This is a genomic window from Streptomyces sp. NPDC027185 (assembly GCF_055567035.1).
The window spans coordinates 85,612-103,447 of the sequence record NZ_JBVHRF010000007.1; the positions used below are offsets into that span (position 1 = coordinate 85,612).

The following is a 17,836-nucleotide window of genomic DNA, read 5'->3' on the forward strand; positions in this document are numbered from 1 at the left end:
CGGGGGTGTCGGGGGTTTCCATTGCGGACCTCGCTGTTGCCGTGCCGTCAGGAGTGGTCGTCGAGGGCGAGCCGGACCAGGGCGTCCACGTCCATCGCGGCGATGTCGGCGGTGTCCTCGGGGGCGCCGGGGCGGTGAACGGTGGTGGGCCCGGCCGGGGGCGCGGGTTGCGGTGCGGTGTCGTCCGGGAGCAGCCGTTCGCGCAGGTAGCCGGCGATGTCGGCGGGGGTGGGGTGGTCGAAGACCAGGGTGGACGGCAGGCGCAGGCCGGTGACGCGGGAGAGGCGGTTGCGCAGTTCGACGGTGGTGAGGGAGTCGAAGCCGAGGTCGCCCAGGCGCCGGTCGGGTGCCGCGTCCCGGTCCTGGGCGCCGAGGACGGCGCGGACCTCCGTCTGGACCAGCCGGCGCAGGATGCGGTCGCGCTCGGCCGGTGCGGCGGCCCGCAGCCGCTGGGCCAGGCCGTCCGGTTCCGCGTCGGTCCGTGCGGAGGCGACGCGGCGCGGGGCGGGTGGTGCCGTGGGGCGCAGCAGGGCGGGCGGTTCGGCGCCGTGGGCGGGCGCGGCGGCCGGGGCCGGCGGGACGGGGGCCAGCAGGGGTTCGGCGGTGGCCGTCGCGGCGTCGAAGAGCGCGAGGCCCTGCTCGGTGCCGAGGGTGCCGACGCCGAGGCGGGCGAGACGGGCGGTGAGGCCGTCCTGGTCGAGGTGGCGGGTGAGGCCGGTCGACTCCTCCCACAGGCTCCAGGCGAGAGAGGTGGCGGGCAGGCCGTGGGCGGCGCGGTGTGCGGCGAGGGCGTCGAGGAAGGTGTTGGCGGCGGCGTAGTTGGCCTGTCCGGGGGTGCCCAGGAGCCCGGCGGCGGACGAGAACAGGGCGAACAGCGCCAGGTCGTGGCCCCGGGTCAGTTCGTGGAGGTGCCAGGCGGCCCGCACCTTGGGGTCGAGGACACGGGCGGTGCGCTCGGCGGTGAGCGAGGGGACGACGCCGTCGTCCAGGACTCCGGCGGCGTGTACGACGGCGGTCAGCGGGTGGGCGGCGGGCACGGCGGTGAGGAGGTCGGTGAGTGCGGCGCGGTCGGTGGTGTCGCAGGCGGCGACGGTCACCGCGGCGCCCAGGGCGGTCAGTTCCGTCACGAGGTCCGCGGCGCCCGGCGCGTCGGGGCCGCGGCGGGAGGCGAGGACGACGTGGGCGAAGCCGTGGCGGCGCACCAGGTGACGGGCGAGGGCGCCGCCGAGAGTGCCGGTGCCGCCGGTGATCAACAGAGTGCCGTCCGGGTCGGGGGCGGCGGGCGCGGTGTGCGGTGCGGGGCCCTCCACCGGGCGGTACGGCGTCAGGCGGAGCCGTGCGGCCCGTCCGGCGCGCAGGGTGAGCTGCGGTTCACCGGCGGTGCGCGCGGCGGCCAGGGCGGCGGGCAGGGCGCGGCGGGAGGCGTCGCTGCCGTCGCTGTCCACGAGGAGGAACCGGCCGGGGTTCTCGGTCTGCGCCGAGCGCACCAGGCCCCACAGCGGTGCCGCCGCGAGGTCGGTGACGTCCTCCCCCGGACCGGCGGCGACGGCACCGGAGGTGACGATCACCAGCTGGGTCGCGGCGCACCGGTCGTCGGCGAGCCACTGCTGGAGAGTGTCGAGGAGCGTGGTGGTGGCGGTCCGTGCCGCGTCGGGCAGGTCGGGGCCGGACGGGCCGGTGCACGGCAGCAGGACGGCGGCGGGCGCCGGTTCCCCGGCGTCGAGGCGGGCGCGGAGCGCGGGGAGGCCGGGGTGGACGGGCAGGCCCGGCGGGCAGGTGGCGGTGGCCGTGCCGAGCACCGCCCAGGTGGCGTCGGGGCCGGCCGCGGCGGGCAGGTCCCAGGGCTGCCACACGGGCCGGTGCAGGGCGCGGCTGTCGGCGGCGGGGCGGAGCCGGTCGGCGGGGACGGGCCGGGTGACCAGGGAGCGGGCGGTGGCGACGGGTGTGCCCGTGGCGTCGGCCAGTTCGACGGTGACGGTGCCGGTGCCCTGCGGGGTCAGCCGGACCCGCAGGTGGTCGGCGCCGGTGGCGTGGACGCGGACACCGCTCCAGGTGAACGGCAACCAGGGTCCGCCGGCCACATCGTCGAGCCCGCCGTTCAGCAGCATCGGGTGGACCGCCGCGTCGAGGAGGGCGGGGTGCAGGGCGAACCGTCCGGCGTCGGGGACGGCGTCGGGCAGTTCGGCCTCGGCGAGGAGGGTGTCGCCGTCCCGCCAGGCGGCGCGCAGCCCGCGGAAGGCGGGCCCGTAGCCGAAGCCGCGGGCGGCGGTCCGGTCGTGGAAGTCGTCGAGGGGGACGGGGCGGGCGCCGGGCGGGGGCCAGGGGGCGGGGAGGGTGCTGCCGTGGGGACCGGCCTGGTCCGGCGGGGTCCCGTCCGCCGTGAGTGTCCCCGTCGCGTGCCGGGTCCAGGGTGTGTCCACAGCGCCGCCGGGGCGGGCATGGACGGTGACGGCGCGGTCGCCGTTGCCGTCGGGTGCGTCGACGGCGACCTGGAGGTGGACGGCGCCGTGTGCGGGCAGGAACAGCGGGGATTCCAGGACGAGTTCGGCGATCTGCGGGCAGCCGGTCTCCTGACCGGCGCGCAGCAGCAATTCGACGAAGGCGGTGCCCGGGAGCAGCACGGCGCCGCCCACGGCGTGATCGGCGAGCCAGGGCTGCGCCGCCAGGGAGATCCTGCCGGTCAGCACGGTGCCGCCGGTGGCGGGAAGAGTGAGGGCCGCGCCCAGGAAGGGGTGGTCCGCGGCGGTGATGCCGAGGGCTTCCGGGTCCCCGCGGCCGGCGGGCGGCGCGGGCCAGAACCGTTCGTGCCGGAAGGCGTACGTCGGCAGTTCGGTACGGAGCGTGCGGGCGCGGGCCGGATCGGCACCGAGGACGGCGGGCCAGTCCAGGTCGACGCCGCGGACGTACGCCTGCGCCAGCGACCGGGCGAGACGGTCCGCGCCGCCCTCGGCGCGGCGCAGCGTCTCCAGCACCACGCCCTCGTACCCACCCTCCTCCAGGATCCGGTCCACCGCCGTCGTCAGGACGGGGTGGGCGCTCGCCTCGGCGAAGACCCGGAAGCCGCGCCCCAGGAGGTGGGTGACGGCGCCCTGGAAGTCGACGGTCTCGCGGAGGTTGCGGTACCAGTACGCGGCGTCCAGCGTCGCCGGGTCCACCACGTGCCCGGTGACCGTCGAGCAGAACAGCACGCCGTTGCCGGGCAGCGGTGTCACGTCCGCGAGGAGGGTGTGCAGCCGGTCGGCCAGGATCTCCGTGTGGGCGGAGTGGGAGGCGTAGTCGATGGGGATGCGGCGGGCCCAGACGCCGTCGGCGGCCATCCCGTCGAGGAATTGCGTCACCGCGGCGGCGTCGCCCGACACGGCGGTGGAGGAGGGGGAGTTGACGGCGGCGATGGTGAGGGCGCCTCCCCAGGCCGCGAGCTTCGCCTCGGTCTCGGCGCGGCCGAGCATCACCGTGGCCATCGCGCCGCGTCCGGCCAGTTCGGTGAGGAGCCCGGCGCGGAGCGCGACGATCTTCGCGGCGTCGTCGAGGGTGAGGGCCCCGGCGACGTACGCGGCGGCGATCTCGCCCTGTGAGTGCCCGACGACCGCCGCGGGGGTCACCCCGTGGTGGCGCCACAGTGCGGCGAGTCCGGTCATGACGGTGAAGAGCGCGGGCTGCACCACCGCATCGCCCCGGTCGAGGGAGACGGCGTCGTCCTCGTCGCGGAGCAGCGCGGTCAGCGACCAGTCGAGGTAGGGCGCGAACGCCTCCTCGCAGCGGGCCACCCAGGAGGCGAACACGGGTGAGGCGTCGAGGAGTTCCCGCCCCATACCGGCCCACTGGGAGCCCTGGCCGGGGAAGACCAGCACGGTGCCGCCGGTGGGCGCGTTGCCCGCGGCGGTGCCGGTGACGACGGAGTCCGGCGCCGGGCCGGTGGCGAGCGCGTCCAGCGCGGTGGCCGCGGCCGTCCGGTCGGCGGCGAGCGCCACCGCCCGCCGCTCGAACCCGGTACGTCCGGCGAGAGCGGCGGCCACCACCGCGTCCGGCGCTCCGGTGGTGCGCAGGTACTCCGCCGCCCGTCCCGCCTGGGCGCGCAGCGCGGCGTCCCCGCGTCCGGACACCGGCCACAGCAGCGGCCCGGCGGCGCCGCGCGGCACCAGCGCCGGATCCCGCTCCGCCGCGGGCGGTGCCTGCTCGACGATCACGTGGGCGTTGGTGCCGCTCATGCCGAAGGAGGAGATGCCGGCGCGGCGAGGGCGGCCGGTGTCCGGCCAGGGCACCGTCTCCCGGGCGACCTCGACGGCGCCCGCCGCCCAGTCCACGTGCGAGGAGACCGCATCGACGTGCAACGACGCCGGGACGACGCCGTGTTCCAGGGCGAGGACGGCCTTGATGACCCCGGCGACACCGGCGGCGGCCTGGGTGTGCCCGATGTTGGACTTCACCGAACCCAGCAACAGCGGCGGGTCCTGCGGCGCGCGCTGCCCGTACGTCGCGAGCAGCGCCTGCGCCTCGATCGGGTCACCCAGCGCGGTCCCCGTACCGTGCGCCTCCACCACGTCCACATCACGTACGGACAGACCGGCACGGTCCAGCGCCTGACGGATCACCCGCTGCTGCGCCGGACCACTCGGCGCCGTCAGACCGTTCGACGCACCGTCCTGATTCACCGCCGAACCCCGCACCACCCCCAGAATCCGGCGCCCCGCCCGCACCGCGTCCGACAACCGCTCCAGAACGAGCATCCCGACACCCTCGGCGGGGCCGAAGCCGTCGGCGGCGTCGGCGAAGGCGCGGCAGCGGCCGTCCGGGGACAGGGCGCGCTGGCGGCTGAAGCCCAGGTGGACGCTGGGCCCGGACAGGACCGTCGCACCGCCGGCCAGCGCCAGCGTGCACTCCCCCTGGCGCAGCGCCTGCGCCGCCAGATGCAGCGTCACCAGCGACGACGAGCACGCCGTGTCGACCGTCAGGGCCGCGCCCTCCAGACCGAGCGTGTAGGCGATACGGCCGGAGGCGACGCTGTGGTGCGTGCCGGTCGTGTAGTACATGTCGCTGTCCGGGACGGGCCGGGCGGTCAGCGCGTGATCGAAGTCGGCCACCCCGGCGTAGACCGCGGTACGGGAGCCGCGCAGCCCGGTGGGGTCGATCCCGGCACGCTCCAGCGCCTCCCACGACGTTTCCAGCAGCAGCCGCTGCTGCGGGTCCATGACGAGCGCCTCGCGGGGCGAGATACCGAAGAACGCGGCGTCGAACCCGGCGGCGTCGAGGAAACCGCCCTCCCGGACGTAGCTGGTGCCGGGGTGGTCGGGGTCCGGGTCGTACAGCGCGTCCAGGTCCCAGCCCCGGTCACCGGGGAACGGGCCGATGGCGTCGCCCTCGGCCATCAGCAGCCGCCAGAGGTCTTCGGGCGAGCCGACGCCGCCGGCGAAGCGGCAGGCCATGCCGACGATGACAACGGGATCGTCGCCGTCAAGGCCGTCGGGGGCGGGCTCGGGAGCGTGCTCAGGAGCGGCGGGCCCGGCGGCGGCCGCCGGTGCGCTGTCACCGGCCGCCGGTTCCGTGGCCGGGGCGGTGTCCGTCAGCAGGGTGTCGAGGTGGGCGGCGAGCGCCGCCGGGGTGGGGTGGTCGAAGACCAGGGTCGACGGCAGGCGCAGACCGCTCCCGGCGCCGAGCCGGTCCCGCAGGTCGACCGCGGTGAGCGAGTCGATCCCCAGGTCGAGGAAGGGCACTTCCGACGCGTCCTCCGGAACGGCGTACCCCAGCAGTTCCTCCAGGTGCGCGCGGACCATGCCGAGCAGCAGCCCGCGCCGCTCCCCCGCGGGGAGGTCGGCGGCGGGCCGGAAGGGTGCCGAATTCGATTCCATGGAAAACGCGCCTCCAATAATCCGCGCGGTACCGCGTGCCGGTATCACACGGGCAGCTGAAAAGCGTCGATGGCACCCGGAGGGATTTCACACCGCGGCGCTCCGGGCAGCAGGTCATTTCATACGCCGCAGACCGTCACACCCGCAACCGCCCCGGCGGTGCACCAGGAGGGGAATCGGCGCCGCGGGGTACCGCGCGAACGCCCCTCACCTCCATCCGCACCCACATTTCACCAGCTCAGAGCCTTCTTGCTCACGAATCGGCAGCAGCATCCCCCTCGTCCGGTGGCCCGTCCGGCGCCTTTAGAGCGACTTTAGAATCGCTTCAGAAAGACGCCTGCAGATTGACAGGAAACCCCCCGTCACCTTTTCCTGAGAACACCTCTCCCACACAGGGTACGGAAATTTCCTCGATGAATTATCCGCCCGTTTCCTCTCTTTACCAGAGGCTGGTCGTGAACATGAGCGGAATACCTCCCGGACCGGCCGGACGCGCCGCGGTGCTGTGCGGTGTCGGCGGCCGGCTGCCCGACCGGATCGTCAGCAACGCGGAACTCTCCGCGCGGCTGGAGACCACCGACGAGTGGATCACCACCCGCACCGGCATCCGCAACCGCCGCGCCGCGGCCCCCGGCGAGGCCACCTCCGACCTGGCCGTCGAGGCCGGACGGCAGGCACTGCGCGCGGCGGGCGGCGACCCGGCGGACACCGTCCTGGTCGCGACGGCCACCCCCGACCGCCGCCTCCCGGCCACCGCCCCTCTGGTGGCCGCCCGCCTCGGGCTGACGGGCGCCGCCGCCTTCGACGTCTCGGCGGTCTGCACCGGCTTCGTCTACGGACTCGCCACCGCCGCCGGACTGATCGCCTCGGGCGTCTCCGAACGGGTCCTGCTCATCGGGGCGGACGTCTACTCGTCCATCGTCGACCCGGCGGACCGCACCAACGCCATCATCTTCGGCGACGGCGCCGGAGCCGTCGTCCTGCGCGCCGGGACCTCCGCCGAGCCGGGCGCGATCGGCCACTTCGACCTCGGCAGCGACGGCGGCGCGGAGGACGCCATCATCATCGCGGCGGGCGGCTCCCGCACCCCCGACACGGAGCACACCCCGCGCGCCGACCGGCACTTCGCGATGCGCGGCAGAGAGGTCTACCGGCACGCCGTCCTGCGTATGACGGCGTCGTCACAGGCCACCCTCGCGGCGGCCGGATGGCGGCCGGAGGACGTCGACCACCTCGTCGCCCACCAGGCGAACCTGCGGATCCTGCACTCCGTGGCGGACGCCACCGGCATCGCCCGCGACCGCTGTGTCCGGCACCTCGTCGACGTCGGCAACACCGGCGCCGCCTCCATCCCGCTCGCCCTCGGGCACGCCCACACCACCGGCGCCCTCGCACCGGGCGACCGGGTGCTGCTCACCGGCTTCGGCGGTGGCCTCACCTGGGGCTCGTGCGCACTGCGCTGGCCCGACCTCAGCCCTGGAACCGGCCGGTGAAGCACCGGCGGAAAGGACCCCCGATGACCGACACCCGGAACGACACCACACTTCAGCGCCTCGTCGCCGTCGTCCTGGACAACCACGACGCCCCGGCCGAGCGGCTGACCCCGGAGGCCACCTACCTGGACCTCGGCGTCGACTCGCTGACCCTCGTCGAACTGTCGCTGCGCATCGAGCGCTCGCTCGGTGTCGAGCTGGGCCACGACGAACTGACCGAGGACCTGACGCTGGCGCAGACCGCGCGGCTGATCGACACCAAGCTCGCCTCCCGGGCCGCCTGACCGCCCCGTCCACCCCTCTCAGGAGAACCGCCCATGCAGATCACCCCGCAGGCCGGAAAGCAGCTCGGCGTCACTGTCGAGGGCTTCGACCACACCACCGCCTCCGAGGCGGACGTCGCGCGCGTCCTGTCCGCCGTGTACGAGCACAAGATCGTCGTACTGAAGGGCCAGCACCTGTCCCCGCGGTCCTTCCACGACCTCGGCTCCCGGTTCGGCCGCCCCGAGGCGTACTACGAGCCGATGTACCACCACCCCGACAACCCCGACATCTTCGTCTCGTCGAACGTCCCGGAGAACGGCAAGCAGATCGGCGTGCCCAAGACCGGCAAGTTCTGGCACGCCGACTACCAGTTCATGCCGGACCCGTTCGGCATCACCCTGATCCACCCGCAGGTCGTCCCGGAGCAGAACCGCGGCACGTACTTCCTCGACATGGGCGCGGCGTACCGCCGGCTGCCCGAGGAGCTGAAGGAGGCGGTGGCGGGCACCAACGGGCGGCACAGCGTCCGCAAGTACTTCAAGATCCGCCCGTCGGACGTCTACCGCCCGATCTCCGAGATCATCGAGGAGGTGGAGCGCAAGACCCCGGCGGTGCTGCATCCCACCACCTTCACCCACCCGATCACCGGCGAGACCGTCCTCTACCTCAGCGAAGGCTTCACCATGGGCCTGGAGGACGCCGACGGCAACCCGCTCGACGACGAACTCCTCAAGCGGCTCTTCGATGTGACCGGGCAGCTCGACGACGCGAAGGCGCACGAGGCCGTCCACCTCCAGGAGTTCGAGAAGGGCGACCTGCTCATCTGGGACAACCGCAGCCTCATCCACCGCGCCCGCCACACCACCACGCCCGAGCCGACCGTCTCGCACCGCGTCACCGTGCACGACGCCCACCCGCTGTACGAGAAGAGCGCATGAGCACACCCGGGACGTCCCACCCCTGCGATCCGGAGCTGCTGGCCCGGGTACTGCGCCCCTACAAGGCCCACTGCAAGTACCTGACCTCGGCGGATGTCACGGCGGACGGCGACCGCCTGACGGCCCGCTGCACGTTCGCGATCCCGGAGTCCTGCTACATCGACGACACCGGGCACCTGAACTCCGTCGAGGTCAACATCTGCTACAACCAGATGATGTATTACGCGCTCGCGGTCGCGGTGCGCGAGAAGCTGCTGCCGCAGCTCGCGGAGTGGACGATGGCGGACTACTGGCAGCGGCAGCTTCCCGACATCCTCATCGTCCGGTTCGACAGCCGCTTCCCCCGCCCGGTCGACCCGCGCGCCTTCCACGGGGAGTTCGTCCTGGAGCGCATGACCCGGCGCACGCCCCGCGGCGGCGCCCCGCTGCTCATCGGCGAGACGACCCACCGCTACCACGACGATCAGGGCGGCCGGTGCGACGGCGCCGCCACCCTCGCCCTCACCGGCCTGCCCTGAACCTCCGCGGCCGCCCGGCGTCACCGCACCGCCGGGCGGCCGCCCCTCCCGGAAGGATCCCGTTGCAGCCCCCCGAATCCCCCCGGACCGCCCCCGCCCGGGACACCCCCTGGATCCGCCGGTTCGGCACCGTCCGGGGCGGCATCCCCCTGGTGTGCTTCCCGCACGCCGGCGGCTCCGCCGGCTCGTACGTGACGCTCTCCCGGCACCTGGCGCCCCGCGTCGAGGTCTGGGCGGTGCAGTACCCCGGGCGTCAGGAACGGCGCCGTGAACCGCTGTTCACAGAGATCACCGCGCTCGCCGACGCCGCGTTCGAGGCGCTGCGGACCCATCTGACGACGCCGTTCGCCTTCTTCGGGCACAGCATGGGCGCCGTGGTCGCCTTCGAGGTGGCCCGGCGGTGCGAGGCGGCGGGTACCGGACCGGTACGGCTGTTCGCGTCCGCGCGGCGGGCGCCGTCGGTGCCGTCCCGAGGTGACATCCGGCTGCGGGACGACGACGGGCTCGTCGCGGAGATGGAACGGCTGGGCGGCATCGCCCCCGGAGTGCTGGACGATCCGGAGCTGCGCGCCATGGTCCTGCCGGTGGTCCGCGCCGACTACCGGGCGATCGAGACGTACCTCAGCGGCCCCGGCGCGACGGTCGGCTGTCCGCTGACGGTGCTCTGCGCCGACGCCGACCCGGCCCTCGCGGTGTCCGAGGCCGGTGCCTGGCGCGCCCACACCACCGGCCCGTTCGACGTCTCGGTCCATCCCGGCGGCCACTTCTACCTCGACGCGCGCGCCGCCGCGGTGGCCACGGAGATCACCGGGGCGCTGACCGGACCGGCGGTACGGGCCTGACCCCCGGTCGGGGGGGCTCACCGTGCGCCCCTCCAACTGGGGGTGCCTGCCGTTCCCCGGCCTTCGGCATGCTCGTCCGCGATGGCCGACGACCAAGGAGAACAACGGTGATCAGCCGGCTGCGGCCGCATCGGTACGGATGGATGCCGCAGGACGCGAGCGGCCTCGAAAAGCTCACCTCCCGCGAGCGCGAGGTCCTCCTCCTGGTGACGCAGGGCCTGTCCAACGCGGAGATCGCCGAACACCTGGTGGTGTCGGCCGCGACCGTCAAGACCCACATCGGGCGGATGCTCGCCAAACTCCAGCTGCGCGACCGCGTCCAAGCGGTGATCTTCGCGTACGAGTGCGGTCTCGTGCTTGCGGGCCGGGAGCGGACCGATTGAGCCGCCGGGCGGGGTGGTGCGGGCACACCGGCGGGGCGGCCGGACCGCCCGCCGCCCCGCCCGGCTCTTCCTTGTCGCCCTGCTCCGTTCCGGCGTCGCGGCAGGTGTCTCAGCCCGCCAGCTGCATGTCCCGCACGGCGCCGTCGGCGAGCAGGATCGTGCGCTGCAACTCCCGCAGTTCCCGGGAGGGTTCGAGCCCCAGCTCCCGGCGGAGTGTGTCGCGGGCGCACTGGTAGGTCCGCAGCGCCTCGGCGCGCCGGCCCGAGCGGGACATGCACAGGATCAGCTGCCGGTAGAACACCTCGTGCAGCGGGTGCTCGGCGAGCAGTGCGCGCAGGGCACCCGTCATCTCCTGGTACCGGCCCAGGGCGATGCCGGACGCCACGAAGAGTTCGGCGCATTCGATGCGCGCCTCCGCCACCCATCTCGCGCATCCGCCGGCGATCGGCCCCGCGGCGGCGCCGTCCAGCACCGTGCCGCGGTGCAGCGTCAGCGCGGCGCCGAGCAGCTCCACGGCCCGTTCGTGGGTGCCCGCACGGGCGGCGCGGCGGCCGTCCCGCAGCAGGGACTGGAAACGGTGCAGGTCCAACTCGCCGGGGGCGAGCCGCAGTACGTAGCCGGGTGCCGTGGTCACGATCGGGTTGTCGGGCCGTCCGGGGCGGGTGAGGAGCTTGCGCAGCTGCGAGACGTGGACGTGGAGGGAGGCGGTGGCGCGGCGGGGCGGGGCACTCCCCCAGATCTCGTTGCTCAGCTCGTCCCGGGAGACGACGCGGTTGGCCCTGATGAGCAGCGCCGCCAACAGGATCTGCATCTTCGGTGCGCTGACCGCCACGACGGACCGGTCATCGGTCACCCGAAGCGAACCCAGAATCTCGTACCGCACGAATGGCTCCTCGCTCTGCAAATTCAGTCCGCCATTCCCGTATCCCGGCGACCGTGGCGCGGAATTCCCTCGGTCGCCGCCGTCTGCACTGCTCCGGCACACGGAGGTTGATGTCCCGGAATCCGGTCCGGGATTTTTCACGGGAAATGTGGTGGGGTCCTCGGGTCTTCCGTCGCATCGGACGTCCCGGCCGTGCCCCCTTCTCGCTCCGTGCACCGCGGCGCCGCCGGAGCGTGCTGTCAATGTATCGGTGCGTCGTCCTCGGCGTGAACCCCACTCTCTCCGCGCACCCCCCTTAAGGGACCCTCGATGAACAGGGGTTGTTGTGCGGAAATTCCGGCGCGGTGTACCGGAGCCGCGTCGACGTTCCGCCCGGAGAAATCCAAGTACCTTACTCCGGGCCCGGGTTCACGGGGCGCGGCGCGGAAGGCGGGCGACGCCCCGCGAGGTCAGCCGTAGGTGTAGAAGCCGCGGCCGGCCTTCTTGCCGAGCAGTCCGCTCTCGACCATCCGCAGCAGAAGGGCGGGCGGCGCGTACAACGCCTCCTTGAACTCGTCGTACATCGCCGACGCCGTCGAAGCGACCACGTCGAGGCCGATCAGGTCCACGAGCCGGAGCGGGCCCATGGGGTGCGCACACCCCCCGGTCATGCCCTGGTCGATGGCCTCCGCGGTGGCGACCCGGCTCTCGACCATCCGCACGGCGGCCAGCAGGTACGGCACGAGCAGGGAGTTGACCAGAAATCCGGCCCGGTCGGGCACGGCGATGACCCGCTTGCCGAGAAGGTCACGGACGACGTGTTCGGCCCGCGCGCGGGTGGCGGGGGCGGTGCGGAGGGAGCCGACCAGTTCGACGAGGGGCATCGCGGCGACCGGGGTGAAGAAGTGGGTGCCGATGACGCGTTCGGGGCGGCGGGTCGCGGCGGCCAGGCGGGCGATCGACAGCGAGGAGGTGTTGGTGGCGAGCACCGCGTCCGGGTCGGTGACCACGGCGTCCAGGGTGCGGAACACCTCCGTCTTCAACGCCTCGTCCTCGGGCACCGCCTCGATGACGAACTGCCGGTCGGCGAGGTCGCCCAGCCCGGCGGTGAAGACGGTGCGCGCCAGCGCGTCGTCCCGTTCGGCCCCGGTGAGCCGCGCCTTCGCCACCTGCCGGTCGAGGAGGGCGGTGAGGCGGTCGCGGCCGCGGTCCACGGCTGCCGGTCCGGAGACGGCGACGGTCACGTCCAGTCCGGTCCGGGCGCAGAGTTCGGCGATGCCCGAGCCCATGGTGCCGCTGCCGACGATGCCGACGCGGTGAACCGGTGCGGTCGGCGTACAGGGGTTGTCCGGCATGTCGCTCCTCGTTTCTTCGGTGGGTGTGGAGTGCCCGGACGGGCGGGAAGGTGGCATGGGCCCGGTCAGGCGGCGGCCCCGCCGGACAGCTCCCGCAGGGGGTTGAGGCGCTGCGGTCCGATACGGGCGCGCAGCTCCGGATCGGTGACGCCCAGCCCTTCCTCCGGGGCCATGCAGAGCACGCCGACCTTGCCGACATGTGCGTTGAGCTGCACCGATCGCGCCGCCTCGCCAACATCGGTCAGGGGGTGGACCGCCGACAGGACGGGCGTCAGGAGGCCCAGCCGGAACAGCCGGTTGCACTCCCACTGCTCCTGGAGGTTGGCGGCGTGGCTGCCGAGGATCCGCTTGAGGTTCATCCACAGATAGCGGTTGTCGTAGGAGTGCTGGTAGCCCGTGCTGGAGCCGCAGGTGATCACGGTGCCGCCGCGGCGGACCACGAACACCGAGATGCCGAAGGTGGCACGGCCGACGTAGTCGAAGACGACGTGCGGGTCCTCGCCGACGGCCGCCCGGATGGCCCGGCCCAGGCGTTTGCCGCGTTCGAGGGTCTCCTCCGGTGTCGGGGCCTCGTCGCCGATGCCGATCTCCCGGCGGTCGATGACCACGTCGCAGCCCAGTTTCCGCAACATCCCGGCCTTGCGGTCGGAGCCGACCACGCCGATGGGGATACCGCCGGCGTTCTTCACCATCTGCACGGCGAAGGAGCCGAGCCCGCCGGTCGCGCCCCAGATGAGCACGATGTCGCCCTGCTTGATCCGGGCCCCCTTGTCGCTGACCAGCATGCGGTAGCTGGTCACCGCGGTCAGGTTGATGCTCGCCGCCTCTTCCCACGTCAGATGTGCGGGTTTGTCGAGGAGTTGACTGGCGCGGACGACGGCGTAGTGGGCGAGGCCGCCGAAGTTGGTCTCGAAGCCCCAGGCCCGCTGACCGGCGCCGAGCATGCCGTCGTTGTGGGTGGCGGGCTCCTGGTCGTCCACCTGCACGCAGCTGACGACCACATGGTCGCCGGCGCGCCAACGCCGCACCCCCGCACCGGTTTTGACGACCACTCCGGCGGCGTCGGAGCCGATGACCTGGTACGGCCGGTCGTGGCGGGCGGCGAAGCCCCCTTCCCGGGCGAACTTCTTCAGGAAGTTGAAGGTCGGCAGCGGCTCGAACATCGCCGACCACACGGTGTTGTAGTTGATGGAGCTGGCCATGACGGCGACCACGACCTCGTCCGGCGCGATCTCCGGCATCGGCACCTGGCCCACCCGCAGGGATTTCCGGACGTCCTTGTCCGCCGCGCCGCCGAACATCCCGACATCCTCCGCCCGGAGGTGGGCGGCGAGGTAGGTATCCGGCAGCTCATGACGTTCGATCTCTTCCGGCGTGGCTCCCTCGAGCAGCGCGGCGGACAAGGAATCCATGGATTTCCCTTTCTCCCGTGAAGTGATGCGCATTCCGACGTACCGGCCGCACGGTCCGAAGATCCCAGAAATGCGGCTGTCGAATTCACCGTCGGATGCGGCAGCGGGCCCTGCATTCCTCGCCGGGCGCACACGGCCCGACAGGGGCCCTGTCGAACAGGCACATTAAGCAGGGCCGAGCGGAAGCCTCAAGCCCCTATGCCCCCCTACAGTCCGGCCCGCGCAGAAGAAGGGGCCGACACTTCACACCCGTACATGTGCGCGGGAATTCCCTCGCGTGCGGACCCCAGAATGTCCGTGACAGGGGGCGGCCGCCGGGGCGCGGAAGATCCGGGAGCCGCCGCGGGGCCGGGGCGCTCCGCCTCCGGAAACGACAGCACGCCGCGCCGGGCGAACCCGACGCGGCGTGGTGAACAGGCGAGGCGGCACGAGCGCCGCACGCATCGGCGGAAAGCCGACGCGGTGATGACCGTCGTCTCAGCGGTGGCCGGCCAGCTCCAGCAGGCGGGAGAGGAGACCGGCCTCGCGCAGCCGCTGGAGGGGCAGTTCGCCGAGTATCTCCAGCACCTGCTCGTCGTCCAGCCCGGCGGCCAGGTCGACCGGGGGCTCCTCCTGCGGGCGGGAGACGGCCGCGGGTTCCGCCGCGACCGGTGCCGGGTCCGACGCCGCGACCGGGGCCTCCTGCGGCAGCGGGCCCGCGGGCTCGGCGGGCGCGGCCGGCGGCAGGGGCTGCCGGGCGGCGGGCCGGGCCGCGGGGGCGGTCAGGGCGTCCGCGATGTCCACGGGCCGGAAGCCGGGACGGGTCGCGAGCCGCACACTCATCCGCGCGGCGCGGGCCCGCATCGCCGCGGCGGCGTCCGCCGGGTCCACGGCCGGACCGCTGCCGGGCCGCGGGACGCCGTGGTTGCCCGACCGGGACTCGCAGGCCGGGCCCCCGGCGGCTGCCGGGCGGCGCACCGCCCCGTCGGACAGCACCAGATGGCAGGCGGCGCCGTCACCGTACGCGCCGACACCGGTCAGCACCGGCTCGCTCCCCCGCCGCTGCGACGCCCGGAGGCGGCCCGCCCCCTCCGAGGCACGCAGGTACAGCACCGTCTTCACGAGCGCGGCGGCGGCGCCCTCCGGACGGCCGGCACCGGAACCGGTGCCCGCGGGCAGCGGCTCCCGCACCGGGCGACTCCCCGTACCGGCGGCCACCGCGGTCCGCACCGGGCCCGCGGTGGTGGCCAGTTCGACGAACCGGACCGCGGCGGGGTCGACGCGGGCGTGGACGCAGGCCCGGCGCGCCGCTTCCTCCTCGGCGGCGCGCGGCCCGGCCGTCGCGCCTCCGTCGTGGCTGACCGCGCCGCCGCGGATCAGGCAGTGCACCCGGTCACCGTCGGCGAGTGCCCGGCGCAGCGTCTTGAGGACGAGGAGAGCGCCGTCGGCGCGCACCGTCCCGGCGGCGTCACCGGGCACGGACACCCCGCCGGCCAGAGCTTCGTCGCACTCACCGCCGCGCAGCGCCAGGCAGGCGAGGTGGACGGCGGTCAGCGCCGAGGAGCGGCCGGTGTCCAGCACCAGGCTCGGGCCGCGCAGGCCGAGGGCGGCCGAGAGCCGGCCCGCGAGGGTGCCGCTGCCCGCACCGTCCGCCGGGCGTCCGGCACCCTGCTCACCCGCGCCGATGAAGACGCCCGTACCGCTTCCCGCCAGCCCCTCGGGGAGGATCCCGGCGCTCTCCAGGGCCTCGCGGGCGAGGTCGACGGCGAGCCGCCGGCACGGATCGGGAAGCGCGGTGTCCTCGACGGAGAGCCCGAACGCCTCCGGGCCGAACCAGCGCGCCGCGCCGCCGGCCCCGTCGCGCACCCGCACGTCTCCCGGCGCGTCCGACGGCACCGGGCCGTCCTGGACCAGCCGCCAGAAGGCGTCGGGGCCGTCCGCCCCTGGGAACCGGCAGGACAGTCCGACCACCGCGATGGCGTCGTTCTCTGCCGGCGCGATCCGCCCCGCGCCCGTGTCCGCCTCGGAAGCGATACCCATCTCATGTCCTCTCGCACGCCGCGCGCCGCGGCCGGCCGGATACCCGGCAGCCGCACCGCCGCCACTCCGCTTGTGCCGGCACGCCATGTGTGTCCGTGTACCGGGACGTCTCACGCCCCGGCCCGCCCGACCCGGTGGTCATGACCGCGGCCGGCCCGCTCCGGTCACCTTCCGCGTGGTGCGGAAGCGGCGCCGGACGAAGACGGTTCACCGCCTCCGTCACGTCCGTACGCCCTGTGACACCAAAAGCGTCCCGCCCCCGGTCTCCGGGCAGAATTTCCGCTTCCCGGTCCCGCGGTGCCGGACGGGACGCGGGCCTGCGCCCCGTCCGCCCCGGCCGCCGGCCACCGCGCGGCCCCGGTCGATGCCTCCATTCTCCAACCGGCGTACGCCCCGCGCAGCGCACCCCAACCCCTATCGCCCCCTATTAATCGTCTGTCCACAGGGGGCGTATCCCCCGAAGTGTGCTCCGGGTACGACGCATGCCACCGGGCCTGGACGGGCATGGCGCCGGGCCCCTCGAACAGCTGTCCCCGCCGCCCTGCACGGGGCGACGGGGACAGTGGTCTGGGCCTGCGGGCGCGGGTCAGGCGGTGCACTTCACGGCGACGGCGGACGCGGCGTGGTGCGCGCCCTCGAACCCGGTGCCGAAGTCGATGCCCTGGGTGTGGAGTTTGACGGTGAGGTGACCGCCGCTGATCGGGTAGGTGCCGCCGTCGGCCCAGTCCCCGCGCTTCTTGGTCTGGTCGACCGTGAAGTCGCCGAGCGCCTTGCCCGTCGCGGACGCCGCCCCGAACACGGAGTACCGGGTGGGGTGGCCGCCGACGTGCTTGATGTCGTCGTCCTTCGGCACCTGGACACGGACCTGGCAACTACCGGACTTCACCGCGTCCGTGGCGAAGGTCCACAGCACGTAGTTGCCGTCGTCGCCCTTGTCGCCCGCCATCGGGACGGAGACGAAGGAGCCGTTGCAGCCGTCCTTCGTCCAGCCGCCGCTCTTGTGCGTCGTCCAGCCCGCGTCACCGTCGGCGTAGGTGCCGTGCTCCTTGTACCCGGTGGACTTGTCGGTGCAGCCCGGCCCGGCCATCGCGGTGTAGGTGGCGCCACCCGCCGGGGCCCCGCCCTGCCCGCCGTCACCGGAACCGCCCGACGCCGCCCCGCCGTCGGGCGCCTGCTGCCCCTGCGGCTGCTCGGCACCGGGCACCACCCCGGCGCCGCGCCCCTGCCCGTCGTAGTCGGACGCGGCGGGCGGCGCCGCCTTCTCGTGCCCCCCACCGGACGTCAACTGCGAGATGAGGAACGGCGAGCACAGCAGCAGCACCCCCGCGATACCCGCGGCGGCCACCATCGGCTTCGACAGCCGGCCGCCCGGGGCCACCAGCCCCGTCGAGGTGTCGGAGTCCGCGGAGGCGGCGGTGGCCCCGGAGGACGCAGCGGAAGCTGAAGCGGAGGACGAAGCGGCCGCCGCCGGCGCGCCCTTGGCGGCCGCCGCCTTCCCGGTGTCCGCCGCCGCGGCCGCCTTCCCCTCCGCGGCACCGCGCGGTGTGGTGTCCGGGGTGCCACGCAGGGCGGAGGCGATGTCCCCGGAGTCGAGGTGCTCGGTCGCACCGACCACCCCGGACGACGGCGCGGCGGACGCCTGTGCCGCAGCCGCTTCGACGGCGGTGGCTTCGCCGTCCACCGACGGCACATCGGCCGAACTCCGCCGTGCGCCGCCCCCCTTACGGGACTCTTCCGGCTCCATGGGCGCCATCATCTCCTCTTCTGCTGGTGCTGTGGGTGGGTGTGGGACGGTACGGCCGGGCGGCCGCCCGCTGCGGGGCGCGGCCCGGGAAGGGGTGTGCGGCTCCCCGGGAAGGGAACCGTTCACCGGGCGGGCGGGTCACGAAGCGCCGCTGTCCGGC

At 74.1% G+C, this 17,836-nt stretch carries 10 protein-coding genes and 2 pseudogenes; 6 read left to right on the plus strand and 6 right to left on the minus strand.

All coding sequences use genetic code 11. The features are described from left to right. Positions 1 to 47: 47 nt before the first annotated feature. A pseudogene (locus tag ACZ4M8_RS22975) lies at positions 48 to 5,765 on the minus strand (type I polyketide synthase); the annotation flags it as partial. A 542-nt stretch (positions 5,766 to 6,307) separates the two neighbouring features. Between ACZ4M8_RS22975 and ACZ4M8_RS22980 the strand changes: the two are divergent. From ACZ4M8_RS22980 to ACZ4M8_RS23005, 6 genes and pseudogenes are all read left to right on the plus strand, one after another. Next, the gene (locus ACZ4M8_RS22980) at positions 6,308 to 7,339 is read left to right on the plus strand and encodes a beta-ketoacyl-ACP synthase III (RefSeq protein ID WP_467610159.1); all 1,032 of its coding nucleotides are present in this window, start codon (positions 6,308 to 6,310) and stop codon (positions 7,337 to 7,339) included. A 23-nt stretch (positions 7,340 to 7,362) separates the two neighbouring features. Further along, positions 7,363 to 7,623, plus strand: coding sequence for an acyl carrier protein (locus tag ACZ4M8_RS22985; RefSeq protein WP_467610162.1), 261 nt, complete (start codon positions 7,363 to 7,365; stop codon positions 7,621 to 7,623). Between the two features lie 33 nt (positions 7,624 to 7,656). After that, positions 7,657 to 8,541, plus strand: coding sequence for a (3R)-3-[(carboxymethyl)amino]fatty acid oxygenase/decarboxylase (gene scoE, locus ACZ4M8_RS22990; protein ID WP_467610164.1), 885 nt, complete (start codon positions 7,657 to 7,659; stop codon positions 8,539 to 8,541). Further along, positions 8,538 to 9,059: a (2E)-enoyl-ACP glycyltransferase gene (scoD, locus tag ACZ4M8_RS22995; protein ID WP_467610167.1), complete on the plus strand. Its 522-nt coding sequence runs from the start codon at positions 8,538 to 8,540 to the stop codon at positions 9,057 to 9,059. Before scoE ends, scoD begins: the two co-directional genes overlap by 4 nt. A gap of 62 nt (positions 9,060 to 9,121) precedes the next feature. Next, positions 9,122 to 9,901 (plus strand): thioesterase II family protein, encoded by a 780-nt coding sequence (locus ACZ4M8_RS23000; RefSeq protein WP_467610168.1) that lies wholly within the window; start codon positions 9,122 to 9,124, stop codon positions 9,899 to 9,901. Between the two features lie 164 nt (positions 9,902 to 10,065). Then, positions 10,066 to 10,284, plus strand: a pseudogene (locus ACZ4M8_RS23005) (response regulator transcription factor); the annotation flags it as partial. A gap of 109 nt (positions 10,285 to 10,393) precedes the next feature. Here ACZ4M8_RS23005 and ACZ4M8_RS23010 read toward each other — a convergent pair. The 5 genes from ACZ4M8_RS23010 to ACZ4M8_RS23030 all read right to left on the minus strand — a co-directional run bounded on the left by ACZ4M8_RS23010 (position 10,394) and on the right by ACZ4M8_RS23030 (position 17,676). Next, complete coding sequence (locus ACZ4M8_RS23010) at positions 10,394 to 11,167, minus strand: AfsR/SARP family transcriptional regulator (RefSeq protein ID WP_467610170.1); 774 nt, start codon at positions 11,165 to 11,167, stop codon at positions 10,394 to 10,396. A 449-nt stretch (positions 11,168 to 11,616) separates the two neighbouring features. Beyond that, positions 11,617 to 12,501: a 3-hydroxybutyryl-CoA dehydrogenase gene (locus tag ACZ4M8_RS23015; RefSeq protein WP_467610171.1), complete on the minus strand. Its 885-nt coding sequence runs from the start codon at positions 12,499 to 12,501 to the stop codon at positions 11,617 to 11,619. Positions 12,502 to 12,566: 65 nt separating this feature from the next. Beyond that, positions 12,567 to 13,913, minus strand: a complete 1,347-nt coding sequence (ccrA, locus tag ACZ4M8_RS23020; protein WP_467610173.1) for a crotonyl-CoA carboxylase/reductase — start codon at positions 13,911 to 13,913, stop codon at positions 12,567 to 12,569. Positions 13,914 to 14,390: 477 nt separating this feature from the next. After that, the gene (locus ACZ4M8_RS23025; protein WP_467610174.1) at positions 14,391 to 15,932 is read right to left on the minus strand and encodes a beta-ketoacyl [acyl carrier protein] synthase domain-containing protein; all 1,542 of its coding nucleotides are present in this window, start codon (positions 15,930 to 15,932) and stop codon (positions 14,391 to 14,393) included. 586 nt (positions 15,933 to 16,518) lie between these two features. After that, positions 16,519 to 17,676, minus strand: coding sequence for a hypothetical protein (locus ACZ4M8_RS23030; RefSeq protein WP_467610176.1), 1,158 nt, complete (start codon positions 17,674 to 17,676; stop codon positions 16,519 to 16,521). Positions 17,677 to 17,836 lie beyond the last annotated feature (160 nt).

Excerpts from the sequence above, each read along its gene's own strand:
- ACZ4M8_RS22980 (WP_467610159.1), top strand. The coding sequence starts at position 6,308 with ATGAGCGGAATACCTCCCGGACCGGCCGGACGCGCCGCGGTGCTGTGC.
- ACZ4M8_RS22985 (WP_467610162.1), top strand. The coding sequence starts at position 7,363 with ATGACCGACACCCGGAACGACACCACACTTCAGCGCCTCGTCGCCGTC.
- scoE (WP_467610164.1), top strand. The coding sequence starts at position 7,657 with ATGCAGATCACCCCGCAGGCCGGAAAGCAGCTCGGCGTCACTGTCGAG.
- scoD (WP_467610167.1), top strand. The coding sequence starts at position 8,538 with ATGAGCACACCCGGGACGTCCCACCCCTGCGATCCGGAGCTGCTGGCC.
- ACZ4M8_RS23015 (WP_467610171.1), bottom strand. The coding sequence starts at position 12,501 with ATGCCGGACAACCCCTGTACGCCGACCGCACCGGTTCACCGCGTCGGC.
- ccrA (WP_467610173.1), bottom strand. The coding sequence starts at position 13,913 with ATGGATTCCTTGTCCGCCGCGCTGCTCGAGGGAGCCACGCCGGAAGAG.
- ACZ4M8_RS23025 (WP_467610174.1), bottom strand. The coding sequence starts at position 15,932 with ATGGGTATCGCTTCCGAGGCGGACACGGGCGCGGGGCGGATCGCGCCG.
- ACZ4M8_RS23030 (WP_467610176.1), bottom strand. The coding sequence starts at position 17,676 with ATGGAGCCGGAAGAGTCCCGTAAGGGGGGCGGCGCACGGCGGAGTTCG.